Origin of the sequence: Planomonospora corallina (assembly GCF_042650625.1) — a bacterium.
In the GTDB taxonomy this organism is placed as follows: Bacteria; Actinomycetota; Actinomycetes; order Streptosporangiales; family Streptosporangiaceae; genus Planomonospora_B; species Planomonospora_B corallina.
Genome location: NZ_JBHSBM010000021.1, coordinates 2835 through 17923, shown reverse-complemented (window position 1 = coordinate 17923; position 15089 = coordinate 2835). Strand labels below are relative to the sequence as shown.

The 15089-nt window shown below is 73.8% G+C and carries 12 protein-coding genes; 6 read left to right on the top strand and 6 right to left on the bottom strand.

All coding sequences use genetic code 11. The features are described 5' to 3' along the window. Positions 1-97 precede the first annotated feature (97 nt). The 4 genes from ACFOWE_RS18840 to pgsA are packed head-to-tail and all read right to left on the bottom strand — an operon-like array spanning position 98 to position 3464. On the bottom strand, positions 98-637 hold the full coding sequence (locus ACFOWE_RS18840) for a hypothetical protein (RefSeq protein WP_377289543.1): 540 nt from the start codon (positions 635-637) through the stop codon (positions 98-100). After that, positions 634-1761 (bottom strand): glycosyltransferase family 4 protein, encoded by a 1128-nt coding sequence (locus ACFOWE_RS18835; RefSeq protein ID WP_377289541.1) that lies wholly within the window; start codon positions 1759-1761, stop codon positions 634-636. Before ACFOWE_RS18835 ends, ACFOWE_RS18840 begins: the two co-directional genes overlap by 4 nt. A gap of 46 nt (positions 1762-1807) precedes the next feature. Next, positions 1808-2833 carry a phosphatidylinositol mannoside acyltransferase gene (locus ACFOWE_RS18830; RefSeq protein WP_377289539.1) on the bottom strand — a complete coding sequence of 342 codons (1026 nt, stop codon included), beginning with the start codon at positions 2831-2833 and terminating at the stop codon, positions 1808-1810. A gap of 13 nt (positions 2834-2846) precedes the next feature. Further along, complete coding sequence (gene pgsA, locus ACFOWE_RS18825) at positions 2847-3464, bottom strand: phosphatidylinositol phosphate synthase (RefSeq protein ID WP_377289537.1); 618 nt, start codon at positions 3462-3464, stop codon at positions 2847-2849. A 211-nt stretch (positions 3465-3675) separates the two neighbouring features. Between pgsA and ACFOWE_RS18820 the strand changes: the two genes are divergently transcribed. The 3 genes from ACFOWE_RS18820 (at position 3676) to ACFOWE_RS18810 (ending at position 9875) form a co-directional block, all read left to right on the top strand. After that, positions 3676-5802, top strand: coding sequence for an elongation factor G-like protein EF-G2 (locus ACFOWE_RS18820; RefSeq protein ID WP_377289535.1), 2127 nt, complete (start codon positions 3676-3678; stop codon positions 5800-5802). A 127-nt stretch (positions 5803-5929) separates the two neighbouring features. Next, complete coding sequence (locus ACFOWE_RS18815; protein WP_377289533.1) at positions 5930-7525, top strand: glycoside hydrolase family 10 protein; 1596 nt, start codon at positions 5930-5932, stop codon at positions 7523-7525. A 91-nt stretch (positions 7526-7616) separates the two neighbouring features. Next, complete coding sequence (locus ACFOWE_RS18810) at positions 7617-9875, top strand: hypothetical protein (protein WP_377289531.1); 2259 nt, start codon at positions 7617-7619, stop codon at positions 9873-9875. On the opposite strand, the gene ACFOWE_RS18805 is transcribed toward ACFOWE_RS18810, so the two are convergent. Further along, a complete protein-coding gene (locus ACFOWE_RS18805; protein WP_377289529.1) occupies positions 9818-10369 on the bottom strand; it encodes an HIT family protein in 552 nt (183 codons plus the stop codon). The genes ACFOWE_RS18810 and ACFOWE_RS18805 overlap by 58 nt on opposite strands. Before the next feature lie 149 nt (positions 10370-10518). On the opposite strand from ACFOWE_RS18805, the gene ACFOWE_RS18800 reads away from it, so the two are divergent. Then, positions 10519-11112, top strand: a complete 594-nt coding sequence (locus ACFOWE_RS18800) for an Asp23/Gls24 family envelope stress response protein (protein ID WP_377289527.1) — start codon at positions 10519-10521, stop codon at positions 11110-11112. A gap of 181 nt (positions 11113-11293) precedes the next feature. On the opposite strand, the gene thrS is transcribed toward ACFOWE_RS18800, so the two are convergent. Continuing rightward, complete coding sequence (gene thrS, locus ACFOWE_RS18795) at positions 11294-13261, bottom strand: threonine--tRNA ligase (RefSeq protein WP_377289525.1); 1968 nt, start codon at positions 13259-13261, stop codon at positions 11294-11296. A gap of 127 nt (positions 13262-13388) precedes the next feature. Here thrS and dapD point away from each other — a divergent pair, with 127 nt between their 5' ends. Next, positions 13389-14366: a 2,3,4,5-tetrahydropyridine-2,6-dicarboxylate N-succinyltransferase gene (gene dapD / locus ACFOWE_RS18790; protein WP_377289523.1), complete on the top strand. Its 978-nt coding sequence runs from the start codon at positions 13389-13391 to the stop codon at positions 14364-14366. A 54-nt stretch (positions 14367-14420) separates the two neighbouring features. After that, the gene (locus ACFOWE_RS18785) at positions 14421-15035 is read left to right on the top strand and encodes a hypothetical protein (protein ID WP_377289521.1); all 615 of its coding nucleotides are present in this window, start codon (positions 14421-14423) and stop codon (positions 15033-15035) included. Positions 15036-15089 lie beyond the last annotated feature (54 nt).

Here is a 15089-nt window from a genome sequence, read left to right as displayed (position 1 = left end):
TTCATGTCTATGACCTGGGAGACCGCGCGGGAGCGGCCCGTCCGCGGCGGCGCGGCGCCCCCGGGGTCCCGCCGGCTCCGGCCCCGGCCCGCGGGGCTCACTCCGCCGCCAGCGCCTGCGGCGGAGCGTCGTCGATCTCGAAGAAGTCCGGGTACGGGGTGTGCCCCGCCAGCCGGAGCGTGCGGGCCAGCCGGCGGCGCTGGGCCGCACGCGCGAGGTTCACCGCGTTGTTGTAGAAACGGCGGGCGTAGACGACCTTGGCGACCGCGGCGTCCAGTTCCTGGAGCAGTTCCGCTCCGGCGGAGGTCTCGGCCAGTTTCTCCCGGAAGCGCTCCTGGTCCAGCACCGCCCGCAGCACCCGCGACAGGTCGCTCTCGGCGCGCTCGCGCTCCTCCGGGCCCGCCGTACGGGCCTCGTGGGCCGCGGCGGCCAGCACCAGGCTCGTCGCCGGGTCCAGGACGCGGGAGCCGGCCAGTTCCAGGCAGACGGCGGCCCGCCGCACCAGGGCGGCGTCCAGGGACTCGCGGGCCACCTCCAGCCGGATGTGCAGCCGGTCCAGCCGGCCCGCCCGCCAGGAGACGTAGACGGCGGTGAGCAGCAGGACCACACCCACCACCAGGACCGTCGTAGCCGTCACGGGGTGTCGTCCTCCTCGACCCCGCCCGTGCGCGCCACCGTCTCGTAGACGCGGACGACGTCGCGGGCGACAGTGGACCAGTCGTACTTCCACACGGCGGTGCGGGCCTCGTCCGAGAGCTTGGCCCGGCGCGCGGGGTCGTCCAGCAGCGCGGCGGCCTCACGCGCGAGCGACCCGGCGTCGCCCGTCTCGAACAGCGCCCCGGCCTGCCCCTCGTCGAGGACCTTGCGGAAGGCCGGGATGTCGCTGGCCAGGATCGCCGCCCCGGCCGACATCGCCTCGGTGAGCACGATGCCGAAGCTCTCCCCGCCCAGGTTGGGCGCGCAGAAGACGTCGACCGAGTGGTAGGCGCGGACCTTGTCGGCCTCGCTGACCATGCCCAGCAGGTCGACGCGATCGTGGAAGGCGGCCGGGACCCGCCCCAGCACCTCGTCGGCGTCCCCGGGCCCGGCGATCAGCAGGCGCAGCCGCGGCCGCTCGGGCGCCAGTAGCGCGAACGCCTCCAGCAGCACGGGCAGGCCCTTGCGCGGCTCGTCCATCCGGCCCAGGAAGCCGATCACCTCGGCGTCCGCGGCGCGCGGCAGCGGCTCGGCGTCGGTGTAGCGGCGGACCGTCACCCCGTTGGGGATGAGCACGGCGTCGCCGCCGATGAACTCCACCAGGGTCTTGCGCGCCGCGTCCGAGACCGCGATCCGGGCGGTGATCTTCTCCAGCGCGCTCATGATCACGGGGGTCGCGACGGAGAAGGCGCGGGAGCGCCCGTAGGAGGCGTGGAAGGTCGCCACGATCGGCCCTCTCGCCACCCAGCAGGCCAGCAGGCCCACCGAGGGGATGAACGGCTCGTGCACGTGCAGGACGTCGAAGCGCCCGTCGCGCACCCAGCGGCGCACCCGGTTCGCCGACAGGAAGCCGAACGACATCCGGGCCACCGACCCGTTGAAGGGCACCGGGACGGCGCGGCCCACCGAGGTCACGTAACCGGGCAGCTCCGCGTCGTCGGAGGCGGGGGCGATCACCGAGACGTGGTGGCCGTCCTCCATGAGCGCCTCGGCGAGGTCGCGGATGTGCACCTGGACGCCGCCCGGCACGTCCCAGGCGTACGGGCAGACGATGCCGACCCTCATCGCTCCCCCACCGCCCGGCCCGCGCCGCGACCGGCCGTGCCGGCCGTCACGACCTCGGCTCCAGGTCCTCCAGCCAGAGGCGCTGGAGCATGTGCCAGTCCTCGGGGTGCTCGGCGATGCCCTTCTCGAAGACCGCGGCCAGGCTCTGCGCGACGGCGGCCGCCCGCTCCTGGCGGGTGCCCTCGGCCGGCACCTCGATCTCCTCGTGGATGTCCAGGCCCCAGTCGCGTCCGTGGAAGTACGTGATGGCCGGCAGCAGCGCCGCGCCGGTGTGCACGGCCAGCAGCGCCGGGCCCGCCGGCACGCGGGTGGCCGCTCCGAAGAAGGCGACCTCGATGCCCTTGGCCGTCAGGTCGCGCTCGGCGGGCAGGGCGACCGGCCGGCCGGAGCGCAGCCGCTGGGCCAGCGTGCCGAAGTTCTGGCCGTCGCCGCCGGTCAGCGGGAGCACCTCCATGCCGAGTCCCTCGCGGAAGGCGGTGTAGCGGCGGAAGAGCGACTCGGGCCGCAGCCGCTCGGCCACGGTGGTGAACGGGTGCCCCGAGGCCACCAGCCAGGCCCCCGCCGCGTCCCAGTTGCCCATGTGCGGCAGGGCGAGCACCACGCCGCGGCCCCGCTCCAGATTGTCGAAGATGCGCTCGGCGCCGGTGACGTGGGTCCGGGCGAGGATCTCCGCCTTCGGGACGGACGGCAGGCGGAAGACCTCGTGGAAGTAGCGGAAGTACGAGCGCATGCCCGCGCGGCTCAGCTCCCGCACGGCCGGGTCGCCGGGCGAGGCGCCCCTGACCCGGGCGAGGTTGGCCTCCAGGCGGCGCACCGAGGGGCCCCGGCCGCGCCAGAGCCGGTCGGCGGCGGCCTCGAAGCCCCGGGCGACCAGGCGCTCGGGCAGGTGCGGCACGAGCGCCCAGCCCGCGCCGAACCCGGCCGCGACGAGCCGGTCCGACAGGGACGGGCCGGACGGCGCGGGCCGCCGGGGGCGCGCGGAGGGCTCCGGCCCCGAGGACGGCCCCGAGGACGGCCGCGGAGACTGCTGAGGGGACGGCTGCGGGGACGGCGCAGGCGGCGTGTCGGTCATCGCTCTCCTCGCGTCAGTGGAGGGTCCGGGGCGGAAGGGCGACCGCCTGGCGGCGGACGTGGAGCAGGCGCTGGCCGATCGTGACCGCGCTGGCCGCCGCGAGCAGCCAGAGCCCGGCCGGCAGGATGTACGGCACGCCCAGGCCGGACAGGCCCGCCGAGACCAGGCCCACCACCAGCCGCTCGGGCCGCTCGGCCAGGCCGACGTCGCAGGTCATGCCGAGCCCCTCCGCCCTGGCCTTGACGTAGGACACCAGCGCCCCGGACACGAGGCAGAACAGCGCCACCGCGGCCGGCACCCACTCGCCCTCCAGCGCCAGCCAGACCGCGAGCCCGGAGAAGATCGCGGCGTCTCCCACCCGGTCGAGGGTGGAGTCGAGGAAGGCGCCCCAGGTGCTCCCCGGCCCGGTCATCCTGGCCATGACCCCGTCGAGCAGATCGGCCAGCACGAAGAAGGTGATCACCAGCGTGCCGGTGAAGAGCAGGCCCTGCGGGTAGAAGAACAGGGCCGCGGCCACGGTGCCGAGCGTGCCGAGCGCGGTGACCGCGTTGGGGCCCACCCCCCGGCTGACGAGCGCCCTGGCCAGGGGCGTCAGGACTCGGGTGACGGCGGGGCGCAGAAGTTTCAGCATCGCGCTCCGATCGTAGGCCACCGGACTCCGCGGTGCGCATCCGCGCCCGCGCAACCGGATCGGGCGAGCCCTCTTGTGATATCCGCCACATGGGTATTTGGTGAACACACCGCGTCCTTGCGGTGGCCGGACGCGCGAGAACGCGGACCTTCAGGGTGCGGCCGCGGGCGGCCGTACCCCGGTGACGACACGCGACGACACTGGAGGCGACATGGCGGACAGATCGAGTGGTGCATCGGGAGCCGCGGGCAGGGCGCCCGTGGCCGACCGGCCGGACATGGTGCGCAACGTCGTGCTGGTCGGCCATTCGGGTGCGGGCAAGACGACCCTCGTCGAGTCGCTGCTGGCAGCGACGGGGACGGTCCAGCGCCCCGGCCGGGTCGAGGACGGCACCACCGTCAGCGACTTCGACGAGGTCGAGGTGCGGCAGCAGCGCTCGGTGAACCTCACCGTCGCGCCGCTGGTCCACAACGGCGTCAAGGTCAACCTGCTGGACACGCCCGGCTACGCCGACTTCGTCGGCGACCTGCGCGCGGGCCTGCGGGCGGCCGACGCGGCGCTGTTCGTCGTCCCGGCCACCGACGGCGTGGACGGTCTGACGAAGATGCTCTGGGAGGAGTGCGCGGCGGTCGGCATGCCCCGCGCGGTCGTGATCAGCAAGATCGACCATCAGCGGGCCGACTTCGACGAGGCGCTCACCGCCTGCCAGGAGGCCTTCGGCGAGGGCGTGGCCCCGCTGTTCCTGCCGGTGGTGGCCGACGGCAGGGTCCGCGGCCTGATCGGGCTGCTGACGCAGCGGTTCTACGACTACGCCACCGGAGCCCGGACCGAGAACGCCCCCGGCGAGTACCAGGGGCAGATCGACCAGTACCGCGGCGACCTGATCGAGGGGATCATCCAGGAGAGCGAGGACGAGACCCTCATGGACCGCTACCTCGCCGGCGAGGAGATCGGCATCGACGTCCTGCTGTCCGACCTGGAGAAGGCCGTGGCGCGCGGCGGCTTCCACCCGGTGCTGACCACCGGCACCGGCGTGGGCACGGCGGAGATCCTGCAGCTCGTCACCCAGGGTTTCCCCTCCCCGCTCGAGCACCCGATGCCGGAGATCACCACGATCGACGGCAAGCCGGTGGCCGACATCTCCTGCGACCCCGACGGCCCGCTCGTGGCCGAGGTCGTCAAGACCACCAGCGACCCCTACGTGGGCCGCATCAGCCTGGTGCGGATCTTCTCCGGGACGCTCCGCCCCGACGCGACCGTGCACGTCTCCGGGCACGGCCTGGCCGACCACGGCCACGAGGACCACGACGTGGACGAGCGCGTCGGCGCCCTCTCCTGCCCGCTGGGCAAGCACCAGCGGCCCGTCCCGGCGGCCGTGGCGGGCGACATCGTCGCGGTGGCCAAGCTGGCCCGCGCCGAGACCGGCGACACCCTCTCCGACAAGGACCACCCGCTGCTGATGACCGCCTGGAGCATGCCCGACCCGCTGCTGCCGGTCGCGATCCAGGCCCGCTCCAAGGCCGACGAGGACAAGCTCGGGCAGGCGCTCGGCCGCCTCGTCGCCGAGGACCCGACGCTCCGGCTGGAGAACAACCCCGAGACCAAGCAGCTGGTCCTGTGGTGCATGGGCGAGGCCCACGCCGACGTCCTGCTGGACCGGCTGGGCAAGCGGCACGGCGTGACGGTCGAGAAGATCGAGCTCCGGGTGCCGCTGCGCGAGACGCTCGGCGGGAAGTGCCAGGTGGTCGGCCGCAACGTCAAGCAGACCGGCGGCCACGGCCAGTACGCCGTCTGCCACCTGGAGATCGAGCCCCTGCCCTCGGGGAGCGGCTTCGAATTCGTGGACAAGATCGTGGGCGGTGTCGTGCCGCGCCAGTTCATCCCGTCGGTGGAGAAGGGCGTGCGCACCCAGATGGAGCGCGGCGTGCTCGCCGGCTACCCCATGGTGGACATCCGCGTCACGCTCCACGACGGCAAGGCCCACTCGGTCGACTCCTCCGACATGGCCTTCCAGATCGCCGGCGCGCTCGCGCTGAAGGAGGCGGCCGCCAAGGTGCCGGTCCTGCTGCTGGAGCCGGTGGACGAGGTCTCCGTGCTGGTCGCCGACGACTACGTCGGCGCGGTGATGTCCGACCTGTCCTCGCGCCGCGGCCGGGTGCTGGGCACCGAACCGGTCGGCACCGGGCGCACCCTGGTCCGGGCCGAGGTGCCGCAGCTGGAGGTCAGCCGCTACGCCATCGATCTGAGATCGATGTCACACGGGACCGGGACCTTCCGCCGGGCCTTCCTCCGGTACGAGCCGCTCCCCTCCCACCTCGTCGAGAAGGTCACGGCCTGACCGGCTCCGGGAGGCGTGTCCCGGCCGGCTCACGCCTCCCGGAGATTCACTTCCGTAACACAAGTATCACGAACCGATTTCTTTTTTCCGGCCGGAGCATCGCGGCCCCGGTGACACACTGTGGTCCATGCGAACCGGACGACCACTGCTTGCAGCCGCCGCCCTCTCCGTGCTCACTCTCGGTGCCGCCCACGCCTTCGGCCCCCAGGACGCCGGGGCCTCCGGGCCGCGGAAGGCGCAGGACGCGCCCGCCGCGGGCACGGCCGCAGCGGTCGGGACGGCCGCGGCGCAGTGCCGCACCGACGCGCGCCACCCCAAGCGGCAGCTGCGCGGCATCTGGATCGCCACGGTCAACAACATCGACTGGCCGGCCCGCACCGGCCAGTCGGCCGCCCGGCAGAAGGCCGACTACGTCAAGCTCCTCGACGCCGCGGCCGAGCGCCGGATCAACGCGGTCTTCGTCCAGGTCCGCCCGGCCTCCGACGCCTTCTACAAGTCCTCGCTGGAGCCGTGGTCGAAGTTCCTGACCGGCACGGTGGGCAAGGACCCCGGCTGGGACCCGCTGCCCTTCCTGATCGACGAGGCGCACAAGCGCGGCATGGAGTTCCACGCCTGGTTCAACCCCTACCGCGCGGCCTACGACGACGACGTGCGCGCCCTGCCGGCCACCCACCCTGCCCGGGTCCACCCCGAATGGGTCGTCAAGCACGAGGGCCGTCTCTACTACAACCCCGGTCTGCCCGCCGTGCGCGACCACGTCACCGCCGTCATCAAGGACGTGGTGCGCCGCTACGACGTCGACGGCGTGCACTTCGACGACTACTTCTACCCGTATCCCGGCCGGGGCACGAGGTTCAAGGACGGCGCCGCCCACGCCCGGTACGGAGGGGGCGCCACGCTCGCCGACTGGCGCCGCTCCAACGTCGACAAGCTGGTCGCCCAGGTGGACCGGGCCGTGCACGCGACCAAGAAGCACGTGAAGTTCGGCATCAGCCCGTTCGGCATCTGGCGCAACAAGTCCGTCGACCCGGCCGGCTCCGCCACCAGCGGCATGTCCGCCTACGACGCCATCTACGCCGACGCCCGCCACTGGATCCGCGAGGGCACGGTCGACTACGTCATGCCGCAGCTCTACTGGCCCCGCGGCTTCCGGGTCGCCGACTACGACGTGCTGATGCCGTGGTGGGCGAAGCAGGTCGAGGGCACCGGGGTCCACCTGTACATCGGCCAGGCCCTCTACCGGGTGGGCGCCACCGACACCCCGGCCTGGCGCAAGCCGGGCGAGCTCTCCTCCCACCTGACCCGCAACCGCAGGCACCCGCAGGTCCGGGGCGACGTCTACTTCAGCGCCAAGCAGATCGCCACGAACCCGCTCGGCGCGATGGACCGCGTCGAGAAGGCCCACTACTCCCGCCCGGCCCTGATGCCGCTGATGGAGGAGCTGGGCGGCGCCGCCCCGGCCCGGCCGGCCGACGTCCGGATCCAGGGCGCCACGCTGACCTGGAAGCCCTCCTCCGGGGCCCGCGCCTACGCGGTCTACCGGGTCGCCTCCGGCGCCGCCGACGCCTGCGCGCTCGCCGACGCCCGCAACCTGGTCGCGGTCGTGCCCGCCTCCTCCGGCGCGCGGCAGAAGCTCTCCGTCAGCGGCGGCGGGACCTACCTCGTCTCCGCCCTGGACCGGCTGCACAACGAGAGCGCCGCCACCCCGGCCGTCCTTCCGTAGCCGCTTTCGATGGACCCGGTGCGTGATCTTCCCCTACGGTGCCAGCATCCGATAGCCGGCAGTCGGCTGCGAGGTCCGCGGGAGGTCACCGGTGAAGCGTACGCTGCTCGTGTTCGCGCTGGTCCTGGGCGTGCTCTGGCCGGGCGCGGCGCAGGCCGCCGTCCCGGCCGACGGACGGGCGGCGCCTTCCGTCCCGGCCGACGGGCGGGCGCGCTCCTCGGCCGCGGCGGGCGGGCGGGTGGCGCTGATCGGCGTGCCGGGCCTGCGCTGGAGCGACCTGAGCCCGCAGGGAACGCCCAACCTGTGGGAGCTGGCCGCGCGGAGCGCGGTCGGCTCCCTCTCGGTCCGCACGGTCGCCCGGGTGGCCTGCCCCTACGACGCGTGGCTGACCGTGTCCGCCGGGATCAGGTCCGCCGTGGGCTACTCCTGCGGGCTGCCGCCGGTGCCCGAGCCCGAAGGCGCCGGGGCGGTCATCCCCGGCTACGACTACCTGACCGGCACCGCCGGGCAGCGCGGCGCCGGGACGCTCGGCGAGGCCGTGCGCGCCGCGGGCGAGTGCACGCTGGCGATCGGCCCGGGCGCCGCGCTGGCCCTGGCCGACCGGACCGGGAAGGTCGACCGCTACGCGCCCTCCCCCGCGCAGATCCGGGCGGACGCCCTCACCGAGTGCCGGGTCGTCGCGGTCGACGTGGACGACCTGATCCGGCCGTACCTGACCGGCGACCGGCTGCCCGCCGTCGAGGACGCCCTCACCCCGCAGGATCGGGCGGCCGCGCTGCGCCGGGCCGACGTCAAGACCGGGGCGGTGCTCAGCGTGCTCCCGCGGGACGCCACCGTGCTGCTGGCGGGCCTGTCCGACCACGGGGCCCAGCCGCACCTGCGGGTGGCCATGATGCGCGCCGGCGCGGACGCGCAGGGGCGCTTCCTCGGCGCGGCCTCCACCCGGCGCGACGACGTCACGATCCTGCCGGACATCACCGCCACCGTGCTCTCCGTGGCCGGCGTCCCGGTCCCGCCCGCGGTGGTCGGCACGCCGTGGCGGGCGGGCACGGAGCGCACCGGCGGGACCGCGGCCGCGAAGGCCGGGCTGGAGGCCGCCGACGCGGCCGGGCAGACGATCCGGGAGATCGGCGGGATCTTCTTCACCACCGTCGCCGTGCTCCAGGTCGCCTTCTACGTCACGGCCTTCCTGCTGCTGCGCCGCCGGCGCGGCCTGGGCCGGGTCCGGGTGACGGCGCTCGTGCTGGCGTCGGTCCCGGTCTCCACCTACCTGGTCAACCTCACCGACTGGCGCCGTGCGGAGGTCCCCGCCCTCGACCTGGCCCTGGGGATCGCCGGGTGCGCGCTCGCGCTGGCCGCGGCGGCGCTGGCGGTGCCGTTCCTGTGGGCGCGGGCCCGGGCGCTGCTGCGCCCGGGGCGGCGGCGCGGCTCCCGGGCCCGCATCCGGCGTACGGCCCTGCGCAACGGCAGCCCGCTGGGGCCCGCGGCGGTGGTGGCGGGGGTCACCGCGGCGGTGCTCGCCGGCGACCTGCTGGCCGGCACGCCGCTCCAGCTCGACAGCGTGATGGGCTACACGGCCGTGGTGGGGGCGCGCTACTACGGCCTGGGCAACATCCCGTTCGCGCTCTTCGCCACCTCGGTTCTGCTGGTCTCGGCGGTGCTCGCCCACCGGCTGGGCAGGCGCCGCGGCCGGGCAGCGGCTCCGGTCTTCGTGGTGCTCGGCGGCTCGGCGATGATCCTGGGCGGCTGGCCCGGCGTGGGCAGCGACTTCGGCGGCGTGATCGCGTTCGTGCCGGGCATCGCGGTGGCCGCGCTGCTGGCCGCCGGGCGGCGGGTCTCGCTCGTCAGGCTGGGCGCGCTCTGCGTGGCGGGGGGCGTCACCGTGATGGTGATCGCCTATCTCGACCACCTGCGCCCGCCGGCCTCCCAGACCCATCTGGGCAGGTTCGTCGGCCAGATCTTCAGCGGCGAGGCGATGGACGTGATCTGGCGCAAGTTCGGCGCGATGGTCGGCACGCTCCTCAGCCCGAACCTGATGCCGATCGTGGTCGTCGCGCTCGCGTTCCTCGTCTACGCGCTGCTGCGCCCCGGCGCGGCCACCGCCGGGGTGCTGCCGGCCGCGTTCGCCTACTCCCCCGCGCTCCGGGCCGGGCTGATCGGCACGCTGGTCAGCGGGGTGCTCGGCATGCTCGTCAACGACTCGGGCGCGGCGGTGCTGGCCATGGCGCTGGCGCTGGCGCTGCCCCTGGTGCTCTCGGCGGGCGTCGCGGTCCTGCGCGACGACGCGCCGTCCTACGCCTCGGCGGGCCAGCAGCCGGCCAGCAGCGACCTGGTGTCGCGCAGCAGCTGAGGCAGGACCTTGGTCCGGCCGACCACGGGCATGAAGTTGGTGTCGCCGCCCCAGCGGGGCACCACGTGCTGGTGCAGGTGGGCCGCGATGCCCGCGCCCGCCACGCCGCCGAGGTTCATGCCCACGTTGAAGCCCTGCGCCCCGCTGGCCTTGCGCAGGGCGGACAGGGCGCGCCGGGTGAAGTCGGAGAACTCCGCGGTCTCGGCGGGGCTCAGGTCCGCGTAGTCGGCGGTGTGCCGGTAGGGGCAGATCATCAGATGCCCGGAGTTGTAGGGGTAGAGATTGAGCACGGCGTAGACCAGCTCACCCCGTGCCACGATCAGGCCGTCCTCGTCGGCCAGCTTCGGGATCTCGCAGAACGGGCAGCCGTCCTCCGGCCCCGAGCCGGTGGGCTTGTTCTCACCCTTGATGTACGCCATCCGGTGAGGGGTCCAGAGCCTTTCGAACGCGTCCGGCGTCCCCGCTCCCTGCTGTGGCTCTGGCTCGTTGCTCATGGCGGCCAGCATATTGCCCGGCGGACCTGCGGGGTCCGGCGGGCCTGCCACCGCCCGGCCCCTTATATGGGCACAAGGCATATGGGCACAAGGTGCATAATTCGGCACAGTCCCAGCGAGCGTGACAGACCACAGCCGAGGAGCAGCAGATGACCGACGTCTCCGTCGAGGAACTCGTCGACGAGGCCGCCGAGACCGCCGAGGAGACCGCGGTGGAGGGCACAGGGGAGACCGGCCGCTCCCCCGAGCCCTCCGCCGGGGCGGGCGCCGCCGTCCGCCCGTTCTCCCTCGGCGCGTCCGTGGCCCCGGCGCCCCAGGTGCCCTCGGCGCCCGCGGCCCCCTCGGTGCCCGCGGCCTCCGAAGGGGTGGCCGCGGCCGTGGTGAAGGGCAGGATCACGGTCGCCGACGAGGTGGTCGAGAAGGTGGCCGCGCTCGCCACCCTCGAGGTCGCCGGGGTCGCCGGTCTGGGCACGGACCCCGGCCGGCTGGCCGAGGCGGTCCGGGAACGCGCCGCCGGGAGGTTCCGGGGTGTCAGCGCCCACGTCCAGGACCGCACCGTCGCCGTCGACGTGGCGATCGTGGCGGAGTACGGCCACGTGGTGATGGACGTGGCGGGCGAGGTGAAGACCAACGTGGCCCGCACCGTCAGCCGGATGCTGGGCATGCGGGTCGTCGAGGTCAACGTCACCGTCGACGACGTGCGCCTGCCGGGCGAGACCGGGCCCGAGGCCGCCGGCGTCTGAGCCGGGGCCCGGGGCGCCCGCGCCGCGGGCCGTACGGGAAGGGCCCGGAAGCGGGCGGGCGGCGGGCCGTGGTGTACGGCCCGCCGCCCTCTCGCGTATCCGGGCCGGGGACCGTTCGCGTGTACGGCCCGCCGCCCGCCCGCGTGCCCGGGGCGGCGGACCGGCCCCCGGGCACGCCGGATCAGACCTGGACGCGGCGCTCGATCGCGTCGGCGATCTCGTCGATCGCCTGGTCCACCGGGACGCCGTTCTTCTGCTCGCCGTTGCGGAAGCGGAAGGAGACCGCGCCGTTCGCGATGTCCTCGTCGCCCGCCAGGAGCATGAACGGCACCTTGGCCTTCTGCGCGTTGCGGATCTTCTTCTGCATCCGGTCGTCGGAGGAGTCCACCTCGATCCGGATGCCCCGCTCGCGGGCCCTGTCGGCCAGCTCCTGCAGGTAGGGCACGTGGGCGTCGGCGATCGGGATGCCGACGGCCTGGACCGGGGCGAGCCAGGGAGGGAAGGCGCCCGCGTAGTGCTCGACCAGGACGCCGAAGAAACGCTCGATCGAGCCGAACAGCGCCCGGTGGATCATGACGGGCCGCTGCCGCGAGCCGTCGGCCGCCTGGTACTCCAGCCCGAAGCGCTCGGGCAGCATGAAGTCGAGCTGGATGGTCGACATCTGCCAGGAGCGGCCGATCGCGTCACGCGCCTGCACGGAGATCTTCGGCCCGTAGAACGCCGCGCCGCCCGGGTCGAGGACGAGCTCGAGCTTCTCCGACTCGGCGACCTCGCGCAGGGTCTCGGTGGCCTCCTCCCACGTCGAGTCGTCGCCGATGGACTTCTCCGGGTTCTTGGTGGACAGCTCCAGGTAGAAGTCGCTCAGGCCGTAGTCGCGCAGCAGGTCGAGCACGAAGCGGAGCAGCGACGCCAGCTCCTCGCGCATCTGCTCCCGGGTGCAGTAGATGTGCGCGTCGTCCTGGGTCAGGCCGCGCACCCGGGTCAGGCCGTGCACGACGCCCGACTTCTCGTAGCGGTAGACGGTGCCGAACTCGAACATGCGCAGCGGCAGCTCGCGGTAGGACCGCCCGCGCGCCCGGAAGATCAGGTTGTGCATCGGGCAGTTCATGGGCTTGAGGTAGTATCTCGCGCCCTCCAGCTCCATGGGCGGGAACATGCCGTCGGCGTACCAGTCCAGGTGGCCGGAGACCTGGTACAGGTTCTCCTTCGTGATGTGCGGGGTGTTGACGAAGGAGTAGCCCGCCTCGGTGTGCCTGCGCCGGGAGTAGTCCTCCATGAGCTTGCGGATCACGCCGCCCTTGGGGTGGAAGACCGGCAGGCCGGAGCCCAGCTCGTCGGGGAAGGAGAACAGGTCGAGCTCGGCGCCGAGCTTGCGGTGGTCGCGCTTCTCGGCCTCCTCCAGCAGGCGGAGGTACTCGTCCTGCCTCTCGCGCGACTCCCAGGCGGTGCCGTAGATCCGCTGCAGCTGGGGGTTCTTCTCACTGCCCCGCCAGTAGGCGCCGCCGGAGCGCATCAGCTTGAACGCCGGGATGGACCGGGTGCTCGGCACGTGCGGGCCGCGGCACAGGTCCTTCCAGCACAGCTCGCCGGTCTTGGCGTCGAGGTTGTCGTAGATGGTCAGCTGCCCGGCGCCGACCTCGACGCTCTCCTCGTCGGCCGCGCCTCCCTTGAGCCCGATCAGCTCCAGCTTGTACGGCTCGGCGGCGAGCTCGGCGCGCGCGTCGGAGTCGGAGACGGGGCGGCGGGAGAAGAGCTGGCCCTGCTTGACGATCTCGCGCATGCGCTTCTCGACGCGCTTGAGATCCTCGGGGGTGAACGGGGCGGCGACGTCGAAGTCGTAGTAGAAGCCGTTCTCGACCGGCGGGCCGATGCCGAGCTTCGCCTCGGGGAAGATCTCCTGGACGGCCTGGGCCATGACGTGCGCGGTGGAGTGGCGGATGATCGCCCGCCCGTCGGCGCTGCCGGCCTCGACGGGCTCGATCACGTCGCCGTCGGCCACGGCCGCCGCGAGGTCCTTCAGCTCGCCGTTCGCCCTGGCGGCGACCACCGAGCGGCCGTCGGCGCCGAGGACGTCGCCGTACGTCGTGCCCTCTGCCACCACACGCTCGGCTCCGGCGAGGGTGATGCGAAGTTCTGGCACGGCAGACACGGTTGCTCCTTCGATGAGTGGTAGAAACCCGATGCTACCGGTGACCGCAACGGGAAATCGCGGCCTCTCCGCTCCCGGCGAGCCCGTCCACGGACCGCGCCGGAGACATCATCTAGTCTTGGTCGCTGTGAACGCAGCAGCTCAGACTTCCGGCGCCCACGGCGTCGGCCTCGCGACCGTCACCCCGGACGGGACGGTCCTCGACACCTGGTTCCCCGTCCCGAAGCTGGGTGAGCCCTCCGCGCCGGGCACCCGCCGCCTCACCTCGCAGGAGGCCGAGCAGGCCCTCGGCTCCGCCGTCGCGGCGCTGCTCGGCCCCGACGCCGACCGGGGCGTGGAGATGGTCGCCGTGGAGACCGGGATCGCCAAGCTCTCCGAGCCGCCCGCCGACGCGCACGACGCCTACCTGCGACTGCACCTGCTCTCCGCCCGCCTGGTCGCGCCGCACGGGCAGAACCTCGACGGCGTCTTCGGCCTGCTGAGCAACGTCGTGTGGACCAACCACGGCCCCTGCCCGGTCGAGGGCTTCGAGGAGGTGCGGCTCCGCCTGCGCGCCCGCGGCCCGGTGACCGTCTACGGCATCGACAAGTTCCCGCGGATGGTCGACTACGTGGTGCCCACCGGCGTGCGCATCGCCGAGGCCGACCGCGTCCGGCTCGGCGCCCACCTGGCCGCCGGCACGACGGTCATGCACGAGGGCTTCGTCAACTTCAACGCCGGCACGCTCGGCGCCTCCATGGTGGAGGGGCGCATCTCGGCGGGGGTCGTCGTCGGCGACGGCTCCGACGTCGGCGGCGGCGCCTCGATCATGGGCACCCTGTCCGGTGGCGGCAAGCAGGTCATCTCCGTGGGCGAGCGCTGCCTGCTCGGCGCCAACAGCGGCATCGGCATCTCCCTGGGCGACGACGTGGTCGTGGAGGCGGGCCTGTACGTCACCGCCGGGACCAAGGTGACGCTCCCCGACGGCAAGGTCGTCAAGGCCGCCGAGCTCTCCGGCGCCTCGGGTCTGCTGTTCCGCCGCAACTCCACCACCGGCGCCGTCGAGGCCGTCCCCCGCCAGGGCACCGGCGTGGAGCTCAACGCGATCCTGCACGCCAACGACTGAGCCGTCGCGGGTCCCGGCCGTCCGGTGGCCGGGACCGGACGCTGGGGGTGATCCATGATCGGGCGGGGAACGGCGCCGGACTCCGGGACCGGCACCGCCGTGGCGCGGTGGGTGACCGACCTGTTCTCTCCGCAGGCGCTGGTCATCGGCCTGCCTCCGCTGGTCGGGATGGTGACGGGCGGCTGGCCGGGCGCGGGCTGGGGGCTGATGGCCTCGGTGCTGTGCGGCGGGGTCCCGGCCGGAGTGATCCTGGCCGGGGTCCGCTCCGGGCGGCTGGACTCCCACCATCTGGTCGACCGGGCGAGCCGTACGCGGCCGCTGCTGGTGGCGATGGTCGCGGTGGTCGTCGCCCTGGTGCTGCTGGCCTCCCTGGGCGGCCCCCGGCTGCTGGTGGCCACGGTCGCCGCGATGCTGTCCGCCCTCGCCCTGACGGTCCCGATCACCCTGCGCTGGAAGATCTCCTTCCACGCGGCCGTCTCGGCGGGCACCGTGGTGGTGCTCGCCCACGTGCTGCCCGCCGTACCGGTGGTGGCGGCGGGCGCGCCGGTCGTGGCCGTGATCTGCTGGGCGCGGGTACGGCTGCGCCACCACACCACCGCCCAGGTCGCGGCCGGGGCGGTCACCGGCGCGGGCTCGGCCTGGGCGACGCTGGCCGCGTTCGGCGTCTGAGCGCCCGCCCCCTCCCCGGCCGCGCCGGAGATCAGGGCCCGCCCGGCCCCGCGC